At 45.3% G+C, this 18711-nt stretch carries 9 protein-coding genes; 4 read left to right on the top strand and 5 right to left on the bottom strand.

Annotated elements, in window-relative coordinates; translation table 11 throughout:
* Positions 1 to 14 precede the first annotated feature (14 nt).
* The 3 genes from ACQY73_RS09445 to ACQY73_RS09435 all read right to left on the bottom strand — a co-directional run bounded on the left by ACQY73_RS09445 (position 15) and on the right by ACQY73_RS09435 (position 3659).
* A complete protein-coding gene (locus ACQY73_RS09445) occupies positions 15 to 1796 on the bottom strand; it encodes an ABC transporter ATP-binding protein (protein ID WP_428664678.1) in 1782 nt (593 codons plus the stop codon).
* 110 nt (positions 1797 to 1906) lie between these two features.
* The gene (locus ACQY73_RS09440) at positions 1907 to 3139 is read right to left on the bottom strand and encodes a carboxypeptidase-like regulatory domain-containing protein (RefSeq protein ID WP_428664675.1); all 1233 of its coding nucleotides are present in this window, start codon (positions 3137 to 3139) and stop codon (positions 1907 to 1909) included.
* Between the two features lie 16 nt (positions 3140 to 3155).
* Positions 3156 to 3659 carry a GNAT family N-acetyltransferase gene (locus ACQY73_RS09435; RefSeq protein WP_428664672.1) on the bottom strand — a complete coding sequence of 168 codons (504 nt, stop codon included), beginning with the start codon at positions 3657 to 3659 and terminating at the stop codon, positions 3156 to 3158.
* 143 nt (positions 3660 to 3802) lie between these two features.
* On the opposite strand from ACQY73_RS09435, the gene ACQY73_RS09430 reads away from it, so the two are divergent.
* Positions 3803 to 7174, top strand: coding sequence for a UvrD-helicase domain-containing protein (locus ACQY73_RS09430; RefSeq protein WP_428664669.1), 3372 nt, complete (start codon positions 3803 to 3805; stop codon positions 7172 to 7174).
* Between the two features lie 175 nt (positions 7175 to 7349).
* On the opposite strand, the gene ACQY73_RS09425 is transcribed toward ACQY73_RS09430, so the two are convergent.
* Positions 7350 to 9047 (bottom strand): hypothetical protein, encoded by a 1698-nt coding sequence (locus ACQY73_RS09425; protein WP_428664666.1) that lies wholly within the window; start codon positions 9045 to 9047, stop codon positions 7350 to 7352.
* Between the two features lie 95 nt (positions 9048 to 9142).
* A complete protein-coding gene (locus tag ACQY73_RS09420) occupies positions 9143 to 12139 on the bottom strand; it encodes a PD-(D/E)XK nuclease family protein (protein ID WP_428664663.1) in 2997 nt (998 codons plus the stop codon).
* A gap of 300 nt (positions 12140 to 12439) precedes the next feature.
* On the opposite strand from ACQY73_RS09420, the gene ACQY73_RS09415 reads away from it, so the two are divergent.
* The 3 genes from ACQY73_RS09415 (at position 12440) to ACQY73_RS09405 (ending at position 18706) form a co-directional block, all read left to right on the top strand.
* Positions 12440 to 15592, top strand: a complete 3153-nt coding sequence (locus tag ACQY73_RS09415; RefSeq protein ID WP_428664660.1) for a SusC/RagA family TonB-linked outer membrane protein — start codon at positions 12440 to 12442, stop codon at positions 15590 to 15592.
* Positions 15593 to 15616: 24 nt separating this feature from the next.
* Positions 15617 to 17200 (top strand): RagB/SusD family nutrient uptake outer membrane protein, encoded by a 1584-nt coding sequence (locus ACQY73_RS09410; RefSeq protein WP_428664657.1) that lies wholly within the window; start codon positions 15617 to 15619, stop codon positions 17198 to 17200.
* A gap of 384 nt (positions 17201 to 17584) precedes the next feature.
* Complete coding sequence (locus tag ACQY73_RS09405; RefSeq protein ID WP_428664654.1) at positions 17585 to 18706, top strand: efflux RND transporter periplasmic adaptor subunit; 1122 nt, start codon at positions 17585 to 17587, stop codon at positions 18704 to 18706.
* The last annotated feature ends 5 nt before the right edge of the window (positions 18707 to 18711 follow it).

Here is an 18711-nt window from a genome sequence, read left to right as displayed (position 1 = left end):
AACCATTAACTTACTTATACTTCTTCACCCTGCAACTGCTTCTCGTAGAGTTCTTTATAAACACCGTTTTGTTCCATCAAAAACTCATGCGTGCCTTGCTCTACAATGTGTCCTTCGTCTAATACAAGGATAAAATCGGCCAGTTTTGCCGACGAAACCCGGTGTGAAATAATGACCGATGTGCGGTCTTTCATAATGCGACTCAGGTTGTTCAAAATAGTGTTTTCCGTTTGGGTATCTACCGCAGAAAGGCAATCGTCCAGAATAAGGATTTTTGGGTCGCGTGCAATAGCGCGGGCGATGGAAAGGCGTTGTTTCTGTCCGCCCGAAAGCGTGATTCCCCGTTCGCCGACGCGGGTACTGAAGCCCTCCGGAAAGTCAATGATATTGGCATAGAGGTCAGCATCTTTGGCGGCCTGCTCAATTTTTTCAAACGGCATGTCCATCGACCCAAAAGATACGTTGGATTCTATGCTGTCGGAAAACAAAAACACGTCTTGGGGTACATACCCCATTTGTCCGCGAAGCGATTGTAATTTGTAGTCTTTAACAGGAATGCCGTCAATTGAAATTTCGCCTTCGGTAGGGTCGTACAGACGCATCAGAAGGTTGGCAACCGTGCTTTTTCCCGAGCCGGTTGTGCCCAAAATGGCCACCGTTTCGCCCGATTTTACGCTTAATGTAAAGTTTTTGAGTGCTTTGATACCTGTATCGGGATAATCGAAGCTAACGTTTTGGAAGTGAATATCTCCCGCTATTTCGTGTTCGATGTTCTTAGCTGAAACCAGGTCCGTTTTGGTATTCAAAAATTCGTTAATGCGTTGCTGCGAAGCCGCTGCCCGTTGCGTTTGACTGGTCGTCCAACCGAGCGCCATTACGGGCCAAGTGAGCATACCTACGTATAGAATAAATTCCGTGATATTGCCGGGAGTCAGCCGACCGGACATGATTTCCTGTCCGCCCACGAAGACAATAAGAACATTGCTCAGTCCTACCAATACCATAATAAAAGGGTAAAACAGCGAATCAATAATGGTCAATTTCAGTGACTTATTGCGATAGTCATTGCTTTGTGTGACAAAATTCCGCAGTTGCTCCCGTTCCCGAACGAAGGCCTTAATAACGCGTATGCCCGAAAAAGACTCCTGAACGTAGGTCGAAACGCTGGAAAGTTGCGCCTGCAATTCTTCCGAGCGCTTCATGACGAGCGTATTAACGAGGTAAATACTGATGGATAAAATCGGCAACGGCAGCAATACATAAAACGTCAATTTGGCATTGACAGAAACCATGTAGCTGATTACCAGTATAAATAAAGTAATCAAGTTAATACCGTACATGATGGAAGGTCCCACATACATCCGCACTTTGCTGACATCCTCAGAGATGCGCGCCATCAAATCGCCGGTGTTGTGGCGACGATAGAAACTCAACGGCAGTGTTTGATAATGCGCATATATCTCATTTTTGAGGTCAAACTCAATGTGCCGTGACATTACGATGAGGGTTTGCCGAACCAAAAACAAAAATACGCCTTTGAGCAACGCCATGATCATGATCAACACCCCGTACAGCAAAATACTGAAAGCAAATATTTCGTAAAGACCGGCTTGCAGCGAAGAACCTTTGAACAGGAAATACACATCCAGCGTATCTTTCACCAAATCAAGCGCGTAGCGTACCAATTGGGCCGGAATGATGCCGAAAAGATTGGAAACAATGGTGAAAACAGTGCCCAATATCAGGTACCATTTGTATTTAACTAAGTATTTGTTGAGGTGAGCAAGTGCTTTCAAATGACGTGCGTAGTTGGGTTGGCAGAACTGTTTTTCGATTACTCTATCGGTTTTAACACTAAATTTTCAGAAAACGTTTGCGAAATAGTCAAACTAAACATCCCTAATTTTTAGTTTTCGTCTTCTTCAATAATATTAAAATCCTTCCAAAAATCATCCTCAAAGGTCATGCTTTGTTCCGTAAAGGAAGCGTCGATCTTCAGAATTTGATTGGCAGGGAATTGTTGGAGATTCCGGTTCGAGATATGAGTGGTCACAAAGGCCATTTGATTATAAAGCCCAACGCCTACGTCAATGCGTTTGGGCGCATTTTTTGGACGGGTTCCTTTGGGCCATGCATAATAATCATACTGAAAATCATTCACTACGCGGGCATCGTGCAGGTACCATTTCCCCTCAAAAGGTGCGTAATTGATGATGTATTTACGGTTTTTGAGCCGTATTCCCGGAGTGTTCAGTTCGTATTGGTGCAAAGCCTCGGCGGTAAGTTCATATTCTGCTTTTACCACCGCCAAACTCTCCGTTTCGATGTAAATAGTTCCCTTGTAAGCAGCAAATCGTTGATTAAATGAACGACGCACCACCGGATTATTTTTAAATTTGATCTTGTACAGGAAAGTGGTTCCGATGGTTTGAACGCCATCGTATTCAAACGTGTACGAGTTCAGATCATACAGCGGAAAATCACGCGCTCTGACAACATCCAAAAAATAACCCAAATACGGCCCATTGGTGATGCGGGGTACGGGGCAGGTATCATTTTGGACGGTAATGATCTGCGTGGGTAATTCTTTTTTGCGCCCTTTGATCATCCGCGCCAAGTCCGGCGTATTGGTGTCTACGCCCGATTTGTAAAGTTGGATAACACCTTCCGAAAAAGCAAAAAAATGATTGGTGTTGGTTTGTTTGACAGATTCTCGGTAAAATCCTTCAATGATCGACGGGCTTTTGTCATAATTCTCAGGAATAAGGGCAACTGCCTGATAAATGATCTCGGTGGGATTGATGGGCTTCACAACCACTTCCTGAAGCCGAATAACATTCACTTTCAACTTTATCTCAAGCGGTCCGGATTGCATGGCTGATTTGACCGAAACCTGATACGACTCAAACCCCATGCAGTTGACAATGAGCATGTCAGAGGCGTATTGTTCGTTCAGTTTTAAGATAAATCGCCCCTGTTCATTGGCTACAGTCCCGATGCTTTTTCCCACAATACCCACGCCGGCAAACGGAACGGGCTGATTGGTTGAAGCATCAAGTATCCTCCCTTCAATCGTTATTGTTTGGGCATACACCGAAGAAAACCACCCCAACAGCACGATAAGTTTCAGAATTTTCATGGCGGCTTTCGTTTATTTATGCTTCTGATGTATTTGATAAAACCAGTTCAAATTGCACTTCCCGAACGGGGCGGCCCCACTCAGCGTGGAAGCGTTCGCCGGTCTGTTGAAACCCAAAGGTATTGTACAAATGCAGAGCCGCGTGCAACTCGTCAAATGTTTCGAGGGTAATTTTTTGATAACCGACTTCGCGACAGAAATCAATGGCCAATTGCACCAATCGGCGGCCCAAGCCGCGTCCGCGAACCGATGGATGCAAAAGCAGCGAACGCAAATGCGCCACACCGGGATGTTCCTCAAAAACAATAACAGAACCTACAATGTGCTCATCTGTTTCGGCGATCCATAACCGTTCTTTTTCAGGCCGGTGGTGTGGAACAAAATGCGTGATGAAATTGGCCATTTCAATATCGTTGAGCAAGTTCATACCGTACTCTTTAGCGTACAGCAAACCCACTAAATACGTGATGTACCCTAAATCACCGGGACGAATATCGGTTCTGATAGTAATGGCAGACATGGCTTAACGGCTTGTGGCGGATGAGTTGGAATGAATCGGCAAAATAGGTCGGATTTGGTTGAACACAAAATTCAGTTCTTACTTTCTGCCGTTTCCCTTCGAATGTGCGTAACTTTAGGACTTTAAATTCGGAAGAGTCCGCTATGTTCAAAATTGTGAGTTCGTCGGCAGGGTCGGGAAAAACCTATACGCTTACCAAAGAATACCTCAAACTCGTCTTACAAAACGAAAATGCTTATTATTTCAAGCACATCCTGGCCATTACCTTTACCAAGGCCGCTACGCGTGAGATGAAAGACCGTATTTTGGGGAAATTGGAAGCGTTTGCCAATGGAAAAGACGACCCGATGCTGCACGATATTCTCCGCGAACTGTACCCCGAATCGCTGAGAGACCCGGAAGGCGCGTACCGCGCTCGTGAACGGGATGTACGCAAGCGCTCCGACTTTATTTTTAAACAGATCCTGCACGATTACAGCGATTTTGCCATCCTGACCATCGACAGTTTTGTGCAGCGGGTGGTGAGTGCTTTCACGGATGAACTCGGCATTCCGTTCTCGTTTGAAGTGGAAATGGAAGCGGGAGAATTGTTGCTGATGGCTGTGGAAAGAATGCTTGAGAAAACAGGCGACGAAGCGTATTCGGAGTTGACCGATATTCTCGAATCTTTTTATCTGGACGCCGGGCAGGAAGGGCGAAATTACCATAGTTTGCCCGAAGCATTGGCGGGGTTTGCCAACGATCTGCTCAATGAGCAACGTTACGCTTCCATCATGAAAAATGCCCATTTGTCGGGCAAAGACTTTAAAAAGATTCGGCGGCAACTCGTAGGCGCGCTCCGAAAATGGGAAAATCTAGTGATACATAAAGCCGAAGCAGGACACCGATTGATCTTGGAAAGTGGCTTGGATGAGAAAGATTTTTCGTACGGAACTGTCTTTCGCTATTTTAAAAAACGTACCGATGCCTCCGAAACCATGTCGGAGCCGGGAGCGCGCGAAAAAGAGGCTTTTGAAAATGACAAAGGATGGCTGACCAAAACCGCTCGCCCGTTTGTGACAGAAACCGTGGCCGGGATAAAGTCGCAATTGATTGATTATTATGAAGATATAGAGAAGATACGGAAAACCAACGGCGGTACGTATTATTTGTACCAACAGCTCATTCCGCATTTGTATCATTTATCCTTATTGAATGAGATCAAAGAAGAATTTGATCGTCAGTTAAGGGAAAATAACCGCGTTCATATTTCGGAATTCAACCAAAAGATCCTTCAAATCGTGACCGAAGACCCGGTGCCGTTCATTTACGAACGCATGGGGGAGAAGTTCAATCATATTCTCATTGATGAATTTCAGGATACATCTAAACTGCAATTTGCCAACGTATTACCGCTGATCGACAACAGCCTCGGCTATGACCATTTTAACTTGGCCGTTGGAGATTCTAAACAGGCTATTTATCGGTTTCGAGGGGGCGATATGGATCAGATCATTGCCCTCCATTCCCAAGACCTAACCCGGCTTTCGCATTCGTTGGGGGATAGCGAATTGACCGTAGAGCGCCTTGAAAGTATCCGATGGCATTTATCAGGAGATATATTAAAGGTAAATCGCCGGAGCACAAAAGAAATCATTGAATTCAATAACGCATTCTTTAAAAAGATCGAAGAACTGTATCGGGATCAATTCCCGCTTTCGCGCGAAGTATTTGAGCAGGTGGCGCAGGAGTTGCCACCTGAGCCCAGAACGGGCGGGGAGGTGCAAATAGAATTTATTGCTGCCGGCAACAACGATGCCAACGACGACGATGATACGCCGGTGATGATCAACCGAACGCTGGCGCTCATTCAACAGGCTACCGAAACAGATGGTTTTGGGGTAGGCGATATTTCGGTATTGTGTCGGTATAAAAAAGATGCAAAAAAAATTGCCAACCACCTCAAAGAGAACGGTTACAATATCATTTCCGACGATTCGCTTTCGTTGCGTTTTTCGGGAGCGGTGAATTTGGTCACGGCCTTTATGCGGGTACTCGTCAAGCCCGACAGTCGATTGGATAAGTATGAGGCATTGTATTTATTTTTCCGGATGATCGTCAAACGGATTCCCAACAACAAAGACAACCATCTGCTCAAAGCCGTGGTGGAAGCCCAAGATGTGCGCGAATTTTATGTATTTGTCAATGATTGTTTGAGACAATCTAAAGGAATGGCAATAAATGTTGACGAAGCAGATCCGATGGATACGTTTCTGAATCCTTACCGCCTTCTTCAAATCAGCGCGTATGAGTTAGCTGAAAAACTAATACAGACCTTTGGACTGTTTGAGGTCGTGGAAGAACGGGATTATTTATTTCGTTTTTTGGACGTAGTGTTGGAATTCAACACCAAGCGCGGCAGTCATTTGGCCGATTTTTTAGATTATTGGGAAACCCAGAAAGAAAAAATATCCATTTCGGCCCCGTCAGATCCCAACGCCATAACGGTACAAACCATCCACCGTTCTAAGGGGTTGGAATACCCCGTTGTCATCATTCCGTACGCTGATTGGGACTTTGTACCCAATGCCAAACGCGATACCATGTGGATTGATCTTGACCCTGAAGAAGACCTCGGAATTACGGGTATTACTAAGAACGATGTTGAAAACGGGGATATGATCGAGCAAGTGTCGGTAAAATGGCTCAAAACGGGTTCGGTTCAGGTGAAAGATACATTACTGTTCACCACAGATTCCGTCGTATCTCAGTACCGGGAAGAACGGGAGCGCGTGTTTGTTGAGAACCTCAATTTAATGTACGTGGCGTTTACACGCCCTACGCAAAAGTTATACATATTGGCCAAGGAAGAGAACTTTGCCAAGATCAAATCGCCGCGAAAAGTAAGTTATTGGCTGCATCAATATGTGGAAAGTATTCAGGAAACGGAAATGGCAAACAGGGATATACCAAAGAAGCTTACTCCCATCGCACCTCACAGCTCGTCCGACACTCCTACGTTCTACATTCCTCATATTATTTCGACCGACCGCAGCCGCGAGTTGCGCCTGCGGCGACTGGCCAATCGCATCTTTGATGTGGAGACGTTTGAACCTAAGCGTGACCACGGCAACAAGGTCTACTATGCACTTTCAATGGTGCGTACACCCGACGATGTTCCTTCGGCGTTGATTCGAATGCAGACCGAAGGATTAATAGAAAAGATCGAAGCGAACGACATTCGGGAAAGCCTTGAAAAAATTCTTCAACATCCTGATTTGCAAGGGCTTTTTGAAGTAGAGTCAAATGTGGACAACGAGTGCGAGATCCTGACGCCCGATGGAAATGTTCACCATCCCGACCGCGTCATTCACTTCGCCGACCGCGTGGTAATTGTAAATTATAAAACAGGGATTCCGCTCGATGACCACGTCAGGCAGATCAAACGTTACGCCAAACTCTTCTATGAAATGGGCTTCACTACCGTAGAGGCATTGCTTGTGTATATCGAGCGAAACGAGGTAATAAAGGTTTGAAAATTAAATTTTATTTTTTTTTCGAAAATACTGTGACTTTAGGTATACTTTTTACGTATGTATATTATAGAAAGCAGAAAACCCCAAAATACCCACAATACTATGGACCCATTTTTTTACTTTGACGACGATGAATTAGACGCTACGGAAGCCGTTTTGGCTACGGAAAACAGCATTACTTCACCAACCGATACACAGGATAACGTGAGTATGTCTGCTCAAAATACGGAGAATTCCGGTATATAAATTCCAGTTGAGCCGCCCCGCTTTTAGCAAAAGCATCATCCGATTTTTTACGTTCTTCTAATTTTTGTTTCAACGTCGCATCTTTGCGCAGCATTTCAGCCGCTATGTCTTCAAAGACATAGGCTGAAAAATGTTCTTTTTGTCCCAATATACTGTCAAAGAAATTCCAGGAAAAGAACGAATCAACTCCCTGAGGTTCGAGGGTTTCCACAATATACCGGTTGGCTTTCTGATTGGTTGTAATGAGGAAGTCTCCTTTATAGAATTGCATCTTTTGCATTTCTTTTCTAACCACTACGCCGGTGTGATTGTAATGCCCTTCGTAGGGTTTGGCGGGAGTTTTATAATCGTCAATGTAGTAAGTTTCTACTTCCATTTCGGTATCTTTTTCCAGCGGCTGAAGCAGGACGCCGTTCAGTTTGAGCAATTCGGCCACGCGCGCCCAACTTTGAGGCAATACGTATGCTTTGGGTTTTTGAACGGTTACATCGGCTACATAATGGTCAAAAAAAGGAATTCGTTTGGTAAAAGGCTCTTTTCGTTCATAATACAAGCGATTCGTCCCGCTTACTTCACTGGGTTTGTATTTGGCCGCAAATCCTTTGAAGGAAATGGTGTCGGCCACGGTACGATCCACTTTCCAACTCAGCGGAAATGTAGTTTGGGCCGCCACGGCTTCATCGGCTTTCTGCTTATTGGCGATCAGTGTGGCCGCATTTTTGGCCGCAAGGTCAAGCGTGATTTCCATGAAGGCATATGTGCCTTTTACGCGGGTGGGGTAGTCTTTGAGCATGTGCAACTCTACGACGAAGGTTTCGCAATTGAACAAAGACGCATACCCCGAACTATACCGAGGGGAATCATTAAAGCCGCCGTAGCCCGTTTCAGGACTTGCCCCAAAGGCATTTACGTACGGAACGGGATCGAAACCTGATTTTGCCAATTTTGTATCCAATTCCGGTTTAAATTGTTTCGTAAAAAAGGCGGAAACAATAGGATTAAACTTGTCTTTCTGAGTAGGGAAATACGTGACAGCGTGTTGATAATCAGCACCGTTGGAGGTGTGGTTGTCGACAATGATGTGTGGTTTCCAAGCCTGAAACATCGTTTGCCATGATTCAGAGTTCTTGGAATCGGTTTTGATAAAATCACGGTTAAGGTCATAGTTGCGTGAATTGGCCCGAAATCCGTAACTGTTTGGCCCGTTCTGATTAGGCCGCGACACGCCGCGATTCAGACAACCTTCGATGTTATAGACCGGAACGATGCACAGCAATACATTGGCCGGCAGCATTTTCTTTTCCAACAATTCCCGCGCCCACATCATGCTGGCGTCGATGCCTTCCGGTTCGCCGGGGTGAATGCCGTTATTGATCAGAAGCGTTGCTTTGTCGGGTTGCGGTTTAAAGATCCTGTTGGCGGATAATACAAACAAATGCATCGGTTTGCCAATTTCGCTTGTACCGACTTCGATCAATGAGGCTTGGTCGTATTTTTTGTCTAACTCGCGGTAAAAGCTAATGATTTCTTCGTAGGTGGCGGTTTCCTGTTCTTTGCTTTTTTCATAGGGTGTGATTTGGGCAAAAAGAGAATTGGACAGCAATGCCAGCAAAATAAACTTTTTCATAAAGTGAGTAATGGATGAAGTGTTTGGGTTAAGAACCGGGATTCGTTTACAAGTATCCGTAAAAATTGACGGAACTGCAAATGAAACGAGTCGACCTACCGCCCGCAAATCTCTTTATAATCACAATATTGGCAGCCAATCAACTGATCGGTTTTGCGAAAAGGCTCATCGACGTTGAGGAGTTTTTCGGTGATAAAAGCGCGAATGTATTCTTCCGATTGGGCTACGTAACTCTCGGGGTCGTTGGCTTGGTCAAACTGAAGCGGATTCTCAATAAAGCCCCGTTTGATATTGCGCAAAGAATAAAATCCCGATGTTACCTGATAATTGTCTAAATGAAACAACTGTCCACGCAGCATCAGACCCTGATCGTGCAGCATTTGTTTGTAAATGAGGTATTGATAAATCCACAATTGCCTGATCTTCTCATAATTAGGATTGGTTCCAGAATTCATGATATCGGCCAGTTTATCAGGCGTTACTTTGGGGAGTTGGTCAATTTTGCCCGTTTTGTAATCGGCCACCCGAATCATATTGTCTACCAGCTCGATCCGGTCGATCTTCCCCCCAACTTTGAACAGAATCGTCTTGTCGCCTACTTGAAAGCTTAACGTAGCCGACAGTTTTCGCTCAGTCGCCAAGACCACCAGCGATTCATTGCGTGTACGTTGTTCCCGCAAAAAATCTACCACGGTTTGTTCGGCTACCTGATACAGCAATCGATTGATGCCTGATTCGGCATCATAGCCGCCAAATTGTTTGTCAAATTCTTCGCGTAAAATGGCCTTTACCTGTTCGTCAGTGATGGGTTTGCCTTCCATCAGGAACTCCTTGTCAATGCGTTCCAGTACTTTATGGATCCAGGAACCAAAGTCGGCAGACCCGATGCGATCCTCTACTTCCTCATCTTCCGCTACCCCCGCAATTCGGTTGAAATAATATTGGAGAGAACATTTTAAATATTGGTTTAAATGGGTCGCATACAATCCGTCTTTTTCGAGCGAACTAATGAGGAAAGCCAACGTTTCGGGCGTTTTAGGAACAGTCCAATCGGTATTTGCGGCTTTTTGGCGGGCTATTTTTAATTTGTGTCCTTCAACGAGGTTTTCAATGGTTAATGGATCAAGTCTGTTTTCACTTTCCGCTTCTTCTGCACTTTTCTCTTTTTCCTTAAACATTACCGTAAGCTCTTTATAACGAATCGTGTCTTTGGCTTTATCGGCCAATTCATGTTCCAATTGTCGGATAAAACGACTCTTTTCGCCTCCGTTATACGTGTTTGGGTCGGTGACGTACACCAAATGAACATCTTTGGCTCGTTGCAGAAGGCGGTAAAAATGATACGACATTACCGCGTCCTGATCTCGGTAAATGGGTAGGCCGGCTTCTTTGGCAATGTCCCACGGAATCATCGAATTTTGGCGTTTGGCGGCAGGAAATACTCCCTCGTTCATCGAAAGAATAATGATTCGTTCAAAATCCAATGCCTGTGTTTCGAGCATTCCCATGATCTGCAATGGGCTGACAGGCTCACCGCTGAAAGGAATGCGGGTTTGGCGGATGAGTTCGTACATAAATGCTTTGAACGTCCGTAAGTTCAGTTTTTCGGCGCGGCTGTTGTTGAGGGTGGTTTCGAGTTGCTTCAGCAACGTGTAAAACAAATACAAATACTCGGTTTCAATGGCGTTTTGAGTGTCTTTGTACACTTCTCGCAGCAGATCGATCAGCACGTACATTGCCTTAATGACCGTATGCGGATTGTCATCCCAACGACTGAAAAGAGACACAAACAGTGGGTGATTTTCCCCCCATTCCAGCAATTGATTAGGGTCAAGATACACAAAATTGCGCCGTTGTATTTCGTGAATGGTGGTTTGAATGATGCTCGGTGCGGTAGAATTGCGGTCCTGTAACGCCAAAAATTCGTACCGACGGATAAATGGGTGGTTCAATACTTTTTGAACCGTGCGGTGGTTGTATTTGGGAATTTTGATGGCGCGCCCATCTTTGGCTTTAAACTCCGCTACGGTAAACTGTAACTCGAATAATGAATCTACAAGGGTGAACAGCAGTGAGTTGCGCAGGGTGAGTCCCATCGTTACGTTAAGGTCAACGATGGTTTCGTCCAAACCGTTAAGCACCGGCACCAAGAGGTTTTCGTCGGCAAGGACAATGGCTACGGGGCGATCTTCGGTTCCGCCCAGGTCTTCGACACCCCATTGTCGGTAGAGTTCACCCGCTACTTTGGCCTGCATCGAAGCATTCGGAACGGCGTAGACCGTAATGTCTTTGGGCGTTTGCAGGAGTTGATTTTCGGTCCACTTCCATTGGCCTGCCCAAGCCGCGTCACGATATGCGCGCAATGCTTTACCGCCTTCGATGTAAGGATTTTCACGCATGTAATAATGATCCGTGTCCCACAGGATTTCGGCGCGTTTGGCTTTGATGAGCGTTCGGACGATCTTCTCCTGCGCAGCACTCAGGGCGCTGAGTCCAACAAAGTAAAAGTCGGGCGCGGAATTGGACGATGTCTCAGTCTCTTCGTTTGCATTTGGGACAGCTTCTGCGTCATTATTTAATAGAAATTCAAAGGTATTTTCGGCTAATATACGGTAAGCGAGTCCCCGGTAAACCCTCTTTTTAGCTTGAAGATGTTGGCGGAAACGTTCGTATACTTCCCTCAAATTGGAGAACAGTTCGAAGTAAGCTTTGATACGCTCCGAATCGCTCGAGATTTTGTTTTTGGGCCAATCAAGTTCCCAACGTTCAATGGCTTTAGCTTCAGTAATGTAGTCGAATAAATAATTTGTTCTGTCGGCGTCGAGGTATTGATCTATTGCGTCAAAATCGCGGAGCAGCATACTTCCCCATTGCAGGTAGCGCTCAAACGTAATATGCTTATCAACCTGCTTAAAAACGTCATACAATTCAAACAATAAACTGACATCATCTGCCATTTCAACGCCGCATTTTTTGGTCACAAAATCATCAAATGACAGCACTTCGGGAGCTAAAAAAGGCCGGTCAGAGCATTGAGCCAGTGCCCGTTTAAAAAAATAAGCAGCTCTCCGGGTGGGTACAATTATCAACAAATTTTCAAGACGGTTAGTATGTCTTTTTGTTTCAAATATATACTTAGCAGATTTCTCTAGAAAAGATTCAAACATTTTGAAAATCAGAAAATAAATGGATTTACTTAAGAAGTAAGAGGAATTAAAAAGGATATTTTGGTGTGCAAAAAATATGTTACTGAGTAATAATCTTCTTTTGCCTTTTTTTTTACTTAGTTAATTCATGATTAATTTCACCGCAACTTTTTTCAAAGTTACTTGTTTTACTACGGGATCGTAGTATCACCATTTTTATTTTAACTAAAAACCAAACTAAATCTTATGCGGAAGTTTTTACTGACAAGCATCTGCTTGTTGTTAGCTCTTTGTTTCCAGCTTCGGGCACAAGAGCGCACAATTACCGGTACTGTCACCAGTACTGAAGATAACTCTCCCTTACCGGGTGTAAGCGTTATTCTGAAAGGTTCACTTACCGGAACAGTCACTGATGGAACCGGAAAATACTCCATCCGGATTCCGGCAAACGGCGGAACATTGGTGTTTTCCTTTGTAGGTATGGAAGATCAGGAAGTGTTGATCGGGAATCAATCCACGATCAGCCCTTCGTTGAAAACATTAGCCAATGAGCTGAGTGAGGTCGTGGTTATCGGCTACGGCGTGCAACAGCGGAAAGCATTTACGGGAGCGGCTTCTAAAGTAGACGCCAAACAGTTTGCCAACCTCATGACCTCTTCCATTGACAAGCAATTGGCGGGTAGAGCAACGGGTGTACAGGTAACCAACGTAGGTGGTGGTGTAAACACACCTGCCCGTATCCGTATTCGCGGTACAAACTCGATCAATCAAGCCAATGATCCGCTGATCGTGGTAGATGGTATTCCCATTATTTCGGGTAACTTGGCGGGAACCACCAACTCGAACGCTTTGGGTGACATTAACCCGGCCGACATCGAAAATATGGAGATCCTGAAAGATGGTTCGGCAACGGCCATTTACGGTTCCAGAGCGGCAGCCGGTGTGATCCTGATCACGACCAAAAAAGGTACAAAAGGCAAAGGCAAAGTGAGTTATGATGCGTACATCGGATTCAACAACGCCCTCAAACGTTTTGATCTGTTGAATGCACAGGAGTTTGTGACCATCGCCAACGAAAAACTGGCCAACGCCGGACAGCCATTGCGCGCCAACATGGATGCCAACGGAACCAACACCGATTGGCAGGATCAGGTAATGGTAAAAAATGCGACGGTACACAATCACACCATCAGTGCGCAGGGCGGTTCTGAAAAGACCAGCTACTACATGTCGCTTAACTACTCGCAGCAACAGGGTATCATCATTACGAACTACAACAAAGCGTATCGTGCTCGTTTGAACGTAGAACACGAAGCCAACAAATACGTAAAGTTGGGTAACAATATCACGATCAGCCGTCAGGATGACGGAGACCAAAACAACGGAACCAACGCTTTGAGCGGGGCTATTTCTTCCAGTCTTCGTTTGTTGCCGAACGTTTCACCGTACAATCCAAATCACCCAACGGGCTTCAACATCAACTGGCCTAACGGTAACTCCATGAATCCGGGCGCCAACACAACATCGGTGGATGATAACTTTACCAATGCGGCGTATACGTTGCGTGCCAACCAGTACCGTTCTGACAAATACCGTATCATCAACAACAGCTTCATCGAAATCTCACCGGTAGCCGGGTTGAAATTGCGTTCGGTATTTTCGGCGGATATGTTCAATGATTACAGCTTCCAAAGCTGGACCAATCAACACGGCGACGGTTATGGTACATCTACGGGTGGAACCAACGGTTACGTCTATAACATCAGCCAAAACCAATTGAGATACACGTGGCAGAACTACCTGAACTACAACCTTACGTTGGGCAAAAATCATAATTTTTACCTGACAGCGGGTCACGAAGTTCAACGTGAAAACTACAAATGGCACTCAGCATCCGGAACCAACATTTCGGATATGTTCTTTGTGAAAGAGAACTTTATCACGGGAAGTGCGGCGATCCAAACAATCGGTGGTTCATTGAGCCAATCAGGTTTTGAGTCACTTTTCGGTCGTTTCAACTACGATTACAACAGCAAATACTTCGTACAGGCGTCTATTCGTCGTGACGGACAAAGCTCGTTGTCACCTGACAAACGCTATGGGGTATTTCCCGGGTTCTCGGCAGGTTGGAGAATTTCGCAGGAAGGCTTCTGGGCCGGCAGCAATTTGAGTCAATACATCAATGAAGTGAAACTGAAAGCGTCTTACGCAAAAGTCGGTAACACGTTGACCGGCTTCCCTTACCTCAGTACGTATGGTGCACGTCCTTACGGAAACATCAGCGGAATTGCCGTTTCGGCGGTTGGTAACTCCGATCTGCAATGGGAAACCAGTAACAAATACGATGCAGGTCTTGAGTTGGGTATTTTGAACAACCGTTTCAATGTAACACTTGATTACTTCGTCAATGACGTAGATAATTTGGTATTGGATGTACCCACTCCGTTGAGCGGTGGAGTACCTAACAACAGCATCAAGCAGAACATCGGTTCATTGCGTAATAAAGGAATTGAGTTGTCGATTGGCGGCGATATTCTCAGATCGAAGGATTTTTCATGGAATGCAAACTTTAATTATTCTAACATTAAGAATGAAATTACAGCATTGTATTCTATCGGTGGAACAGCCGTTCCTTATATCCAGAACGGTGGCTATAACCTCATCAAAATCGGTCAACCGATCAACGTAATTCACGGGTATCAATTCTCAGGCGTTAATTCCGCCAACGGAAACCCTGTGTATGTGAAAGCTGACGGTTCATTGATTCAGTTGAACCTCTCAAACGGTGCACCTTTCTCGATCGGGGGCTACTACTTGGCAAACAATCAGAACGAAGGCACTTTAGGAGCGCAATCCTCTTTGACCTTTACCGACCGGAAAGAGCTTGGAAATCCAACGCCGGTATGGTTTGGCGCGTTGACCAACAACTTCCGTTACAAGGGGTTAAGTCTTGAAGTGATGCTTCGTTATTCGGGAGGAAACAAAATCCTTAACGTAACCAAGCAGGAAATTCTGTTGAACCAAAGCTTCCAAAACAACGGAAGAGAGATCCTGAACAGATGGCAAAAAGCCGGTGATGTAACTACCGTTCCAAGATTATATTACGGACAAGGTAACAACATCAACCAAACTCAGTTGGCCAACTCTCGCTTCATCGAAAGCGGCGACTACCTGCGTTTGCAAAACGTAGTATTAAGCTACACGCTTCCGAGTGGTGGATTGAGCAAAGCAACCAACGGTTTTATCCAAAGCCTGAGATTGTTTGCCCAAGGTCAAAACCTGGCTGTTTGGACAAAATACTCAGGAGCTGACCCGGACAACATTAGCAATCTTGGATTGGATTATGCGGTAAGTCCGCAGATCAGAACCACTTCTTTTGGTTTAAATATCGGTTTCTAATTCTTTGTGACAAACGACTTATTTATGAAAACATTTCTTAGAAAAACCTTACTATGGGCGTTCCCGCTTGCTTTGTTGAGCAGTTGCGAAACAGCCCTTGATAAAAGCCCTTTCAATGCCATCACGGACGCCAGTGCTTTCAGTACGGCCGACCGTTGTTTATTGGCCCTTTATGGTGTGTATGATGCCGCCCAAAGCAGCCCGTATACTGACGGTACCGTTCGTGGATATCCTTTCGGCGCGGCAAACATCGAACAGGGAGATGCGCGCGGCGAAGATGTGATCAACGTAGCGGCGTTCTTTCAGGTAACGTATCAGGCAACCTACAATTCAACCACGGCCAACAACGTAGGACAATGGGGAGCGTTGTATGCGCTGATCAACAAAGCGAACATCTCAATCGAAGGCTTTAAAACGGCGGCCACTTCCAACATTATTCCGGCAGCAACGGCTACGCAATACGAAGCGGAATGTCGCTTTCTGAGAGCGTTGGCGCATCATGAGGCGGTTGTATTCTACGCTCGTCCTTATTTGGATGGTAATGGAAGCAAATTGGGTGTTCCTTACCGTGATTTCGCGATCAATTCGGGTACGGCCGTAGAGCAGGTAAGAACAGTTGCTCGCCCTACCGTTGCGGAGAACTATGCGAAAATTTTGGAAGACCTTGATTTTGCAGAGGCCAACTTGCCTGCTACGATTACGCCGGGCGTAGTTCGTGCCACCAAAGCTGCCGCCATTGCGCTGAAACAACGCGTAAAATTGCACAAAGGTGATTGGGCCGGTGTAATTGCCGAAGGTGCTAAATTGATTCCTGCTGCTGCTCCGTTTGTAAGCCCGATCGGAGGATTAAAATTGACCGACGAGCCTAACGGTCCTTTTACCAACAACAACTCGACGGAAAGCATTTTCTCCATTCGTAACGATGCGTTGGACAATACAGGAACCAACGGTGCCTTGCCAAGTATGTACGGTGCCGCTAACTTAGGTGCTCGTGGTTTGTTGGCTATTTCACCCATTATCTGGAACAACAGCAAATGGTTGGCGACCGACAAACGTCGTACGCAGTTGTACGTATCGGGAGCTAACTCAAACGGTGCTTCTACGGTCAATATTTTCGCTAAAAAATATACTTCCTATACCGAAAGAGCCGATTTTGCGCCTCAACTTCGTTATGCGGAAGTATTGCTTAACTCAGCAGAAGCAGAAGCACGCTTGGCTTCCGGTGTATCAGACAGAGCGCTTTCGTTGTTGAATGCCGTTAGAAATCGTGCATTGGCCGCTCCGGCAACCGAAGCCTATACAGCAGCCGGTTTTGCCGACAAAAAAGCATTGATCACGGCGATTTTGTTTGAAAGAAGAGTAGAGTTTTTGGCCGAAGGAAAACGTTGGGCTGATATTCACCGCAACGCCGTTGACGCTGACTTTACAACGGGTGGAATTCCTGCAAAATACGCAAACGGTGCGCAGGGAGCAGCTTTATACAGTGTTGGCGGAGCGATCAACCCAACACAGGCTGCTATTCCGTATTCTGATTTCAAATTTATCTGGCCAATTCCGGACAACGAAATCACTCAAAATCCGATCATTAAGCAAAACGAAGGGTATTAATTTATCACAGGATTTTGATCAATATTAAGTACAAAAAAGGGTCGCAATCTTGCGGCCCTTTTTTGTAAATAAACAAACAAACCAAACCTATAAGGTCTGAATAGGTTTATATATAGATTTATAGTAACCCCTGGTTAACAACAATAAACACGCTTGGCAGGTGGATACGGTTCTTTTAGAAGGAGCTTTTAACTGTCGCTTCTTTTGTTTCATTAGCCGACACAAAAATCAAATTCGTCGATGCTCAACCGAGAATCGTCCTTTTTTAAGTAAATAGCTGTAAAATAAGCGGAATCGGCAGTCATAAGTCATGGTTAAGCAGTACCTTTAACCCTTCATTTCTCCTGTTTACCCGTTACGACGAACACCCAATACCTAACCGGAATGAGCAAACCTATAAAATCAATCTTAACCGTACTTGTTATTTTAATTATTACCGGCTTAGCTTTTTATCCCCGGCTTAAAGAATATACCGCTAAAAAGGACGAAAAAGCCGCCGGAACTACAGGCGCAGTCAGTGGAGCAGGGCAGGGAGCCGCCAAAGGCGGAGGCTCGGCACCCATCAATATCATGGTGATCGGCAATCAACGTTTGGAAGAAAAAATACTTTCAACGGGGACTATCATTGCTAATGAAGAAGTAGATATTCGAAGCGAAATAGCCGGACGAATCACTTCCATTAATTTTAAAGAAGGCGATTACGTAAAAAAAGGAACCGTTTTGGTTCGTATAAATGATGCCGATCTACAGGCTCAACTTCTGAAATTACAATACCAGAAAAAATTGGCCGAGGTAAACGAAGAACGTCAGAAGAAACTGTTGGAAAAAGAAGCCATCAGCCAACGCGATTACGACATCAGCTTGACCAACCTTAACAGTATGAACGCCGATATCGAAAACCTATCGGCTCAAATTGCCAAGACAGTTATTCGGGCTCCGTTCGACGGAACCATCGGTTTGCGTTATGTCAGCGAAGGAAGTTATTTATCTCCCGGTACGGTCGCAAAAATTGCTACGTTGACCAATACCAATCCTGCTAAAATTGATTTCTCGGTTCCCGCCAAATATGCTACAAATGTCAGTAAAGGCACTGCCATTACATTCACTACCGAAAGCGGTGATGAGAAATTTTATGGCCGAGTGTACGCGATCGAACCAAAAATTGACCCTAACACCCGTACGCTTACGCTTCGGGCTACCAGCCCCAACAATGGCCGTAAGCTGTTTCCGGGATCATTTGCGCGCATTGAAATTGTCCTTAATTCAAAATCGAACGGAATTCTTGTTCCTACAGAAGCGGTTATTCCCGGCCTGAAAGGCCATAGCGTATTTTTGGTTCGGAATAATAAAGCGGAATCCGTTGAAGTGGAGATCGGGACTCGCGGTGACAGAACCATTGAGATATACAAAGGCCTGCACGTAGGTGATACGCTCATAACATCAGGGATTTTACAGGTGAAACAAGGAGGTGAAGTGGACATTAAAGAAGCAATCGTTAAGCAGTAAAAAGA

The sequence above is a fragment of the Runella sp. genome (genome assembly GCF_965279615.1).
Classification (GTDB): domain Bacteria; phylum Bacteroidota; class Bacteroidia; order Cytophagales; family Spirosomataceae; genus Runella.
Note: the sequence above shows the minus strand (reverse complement) of the source record. Positions and strands in the feature narration are given on the sequence as shown.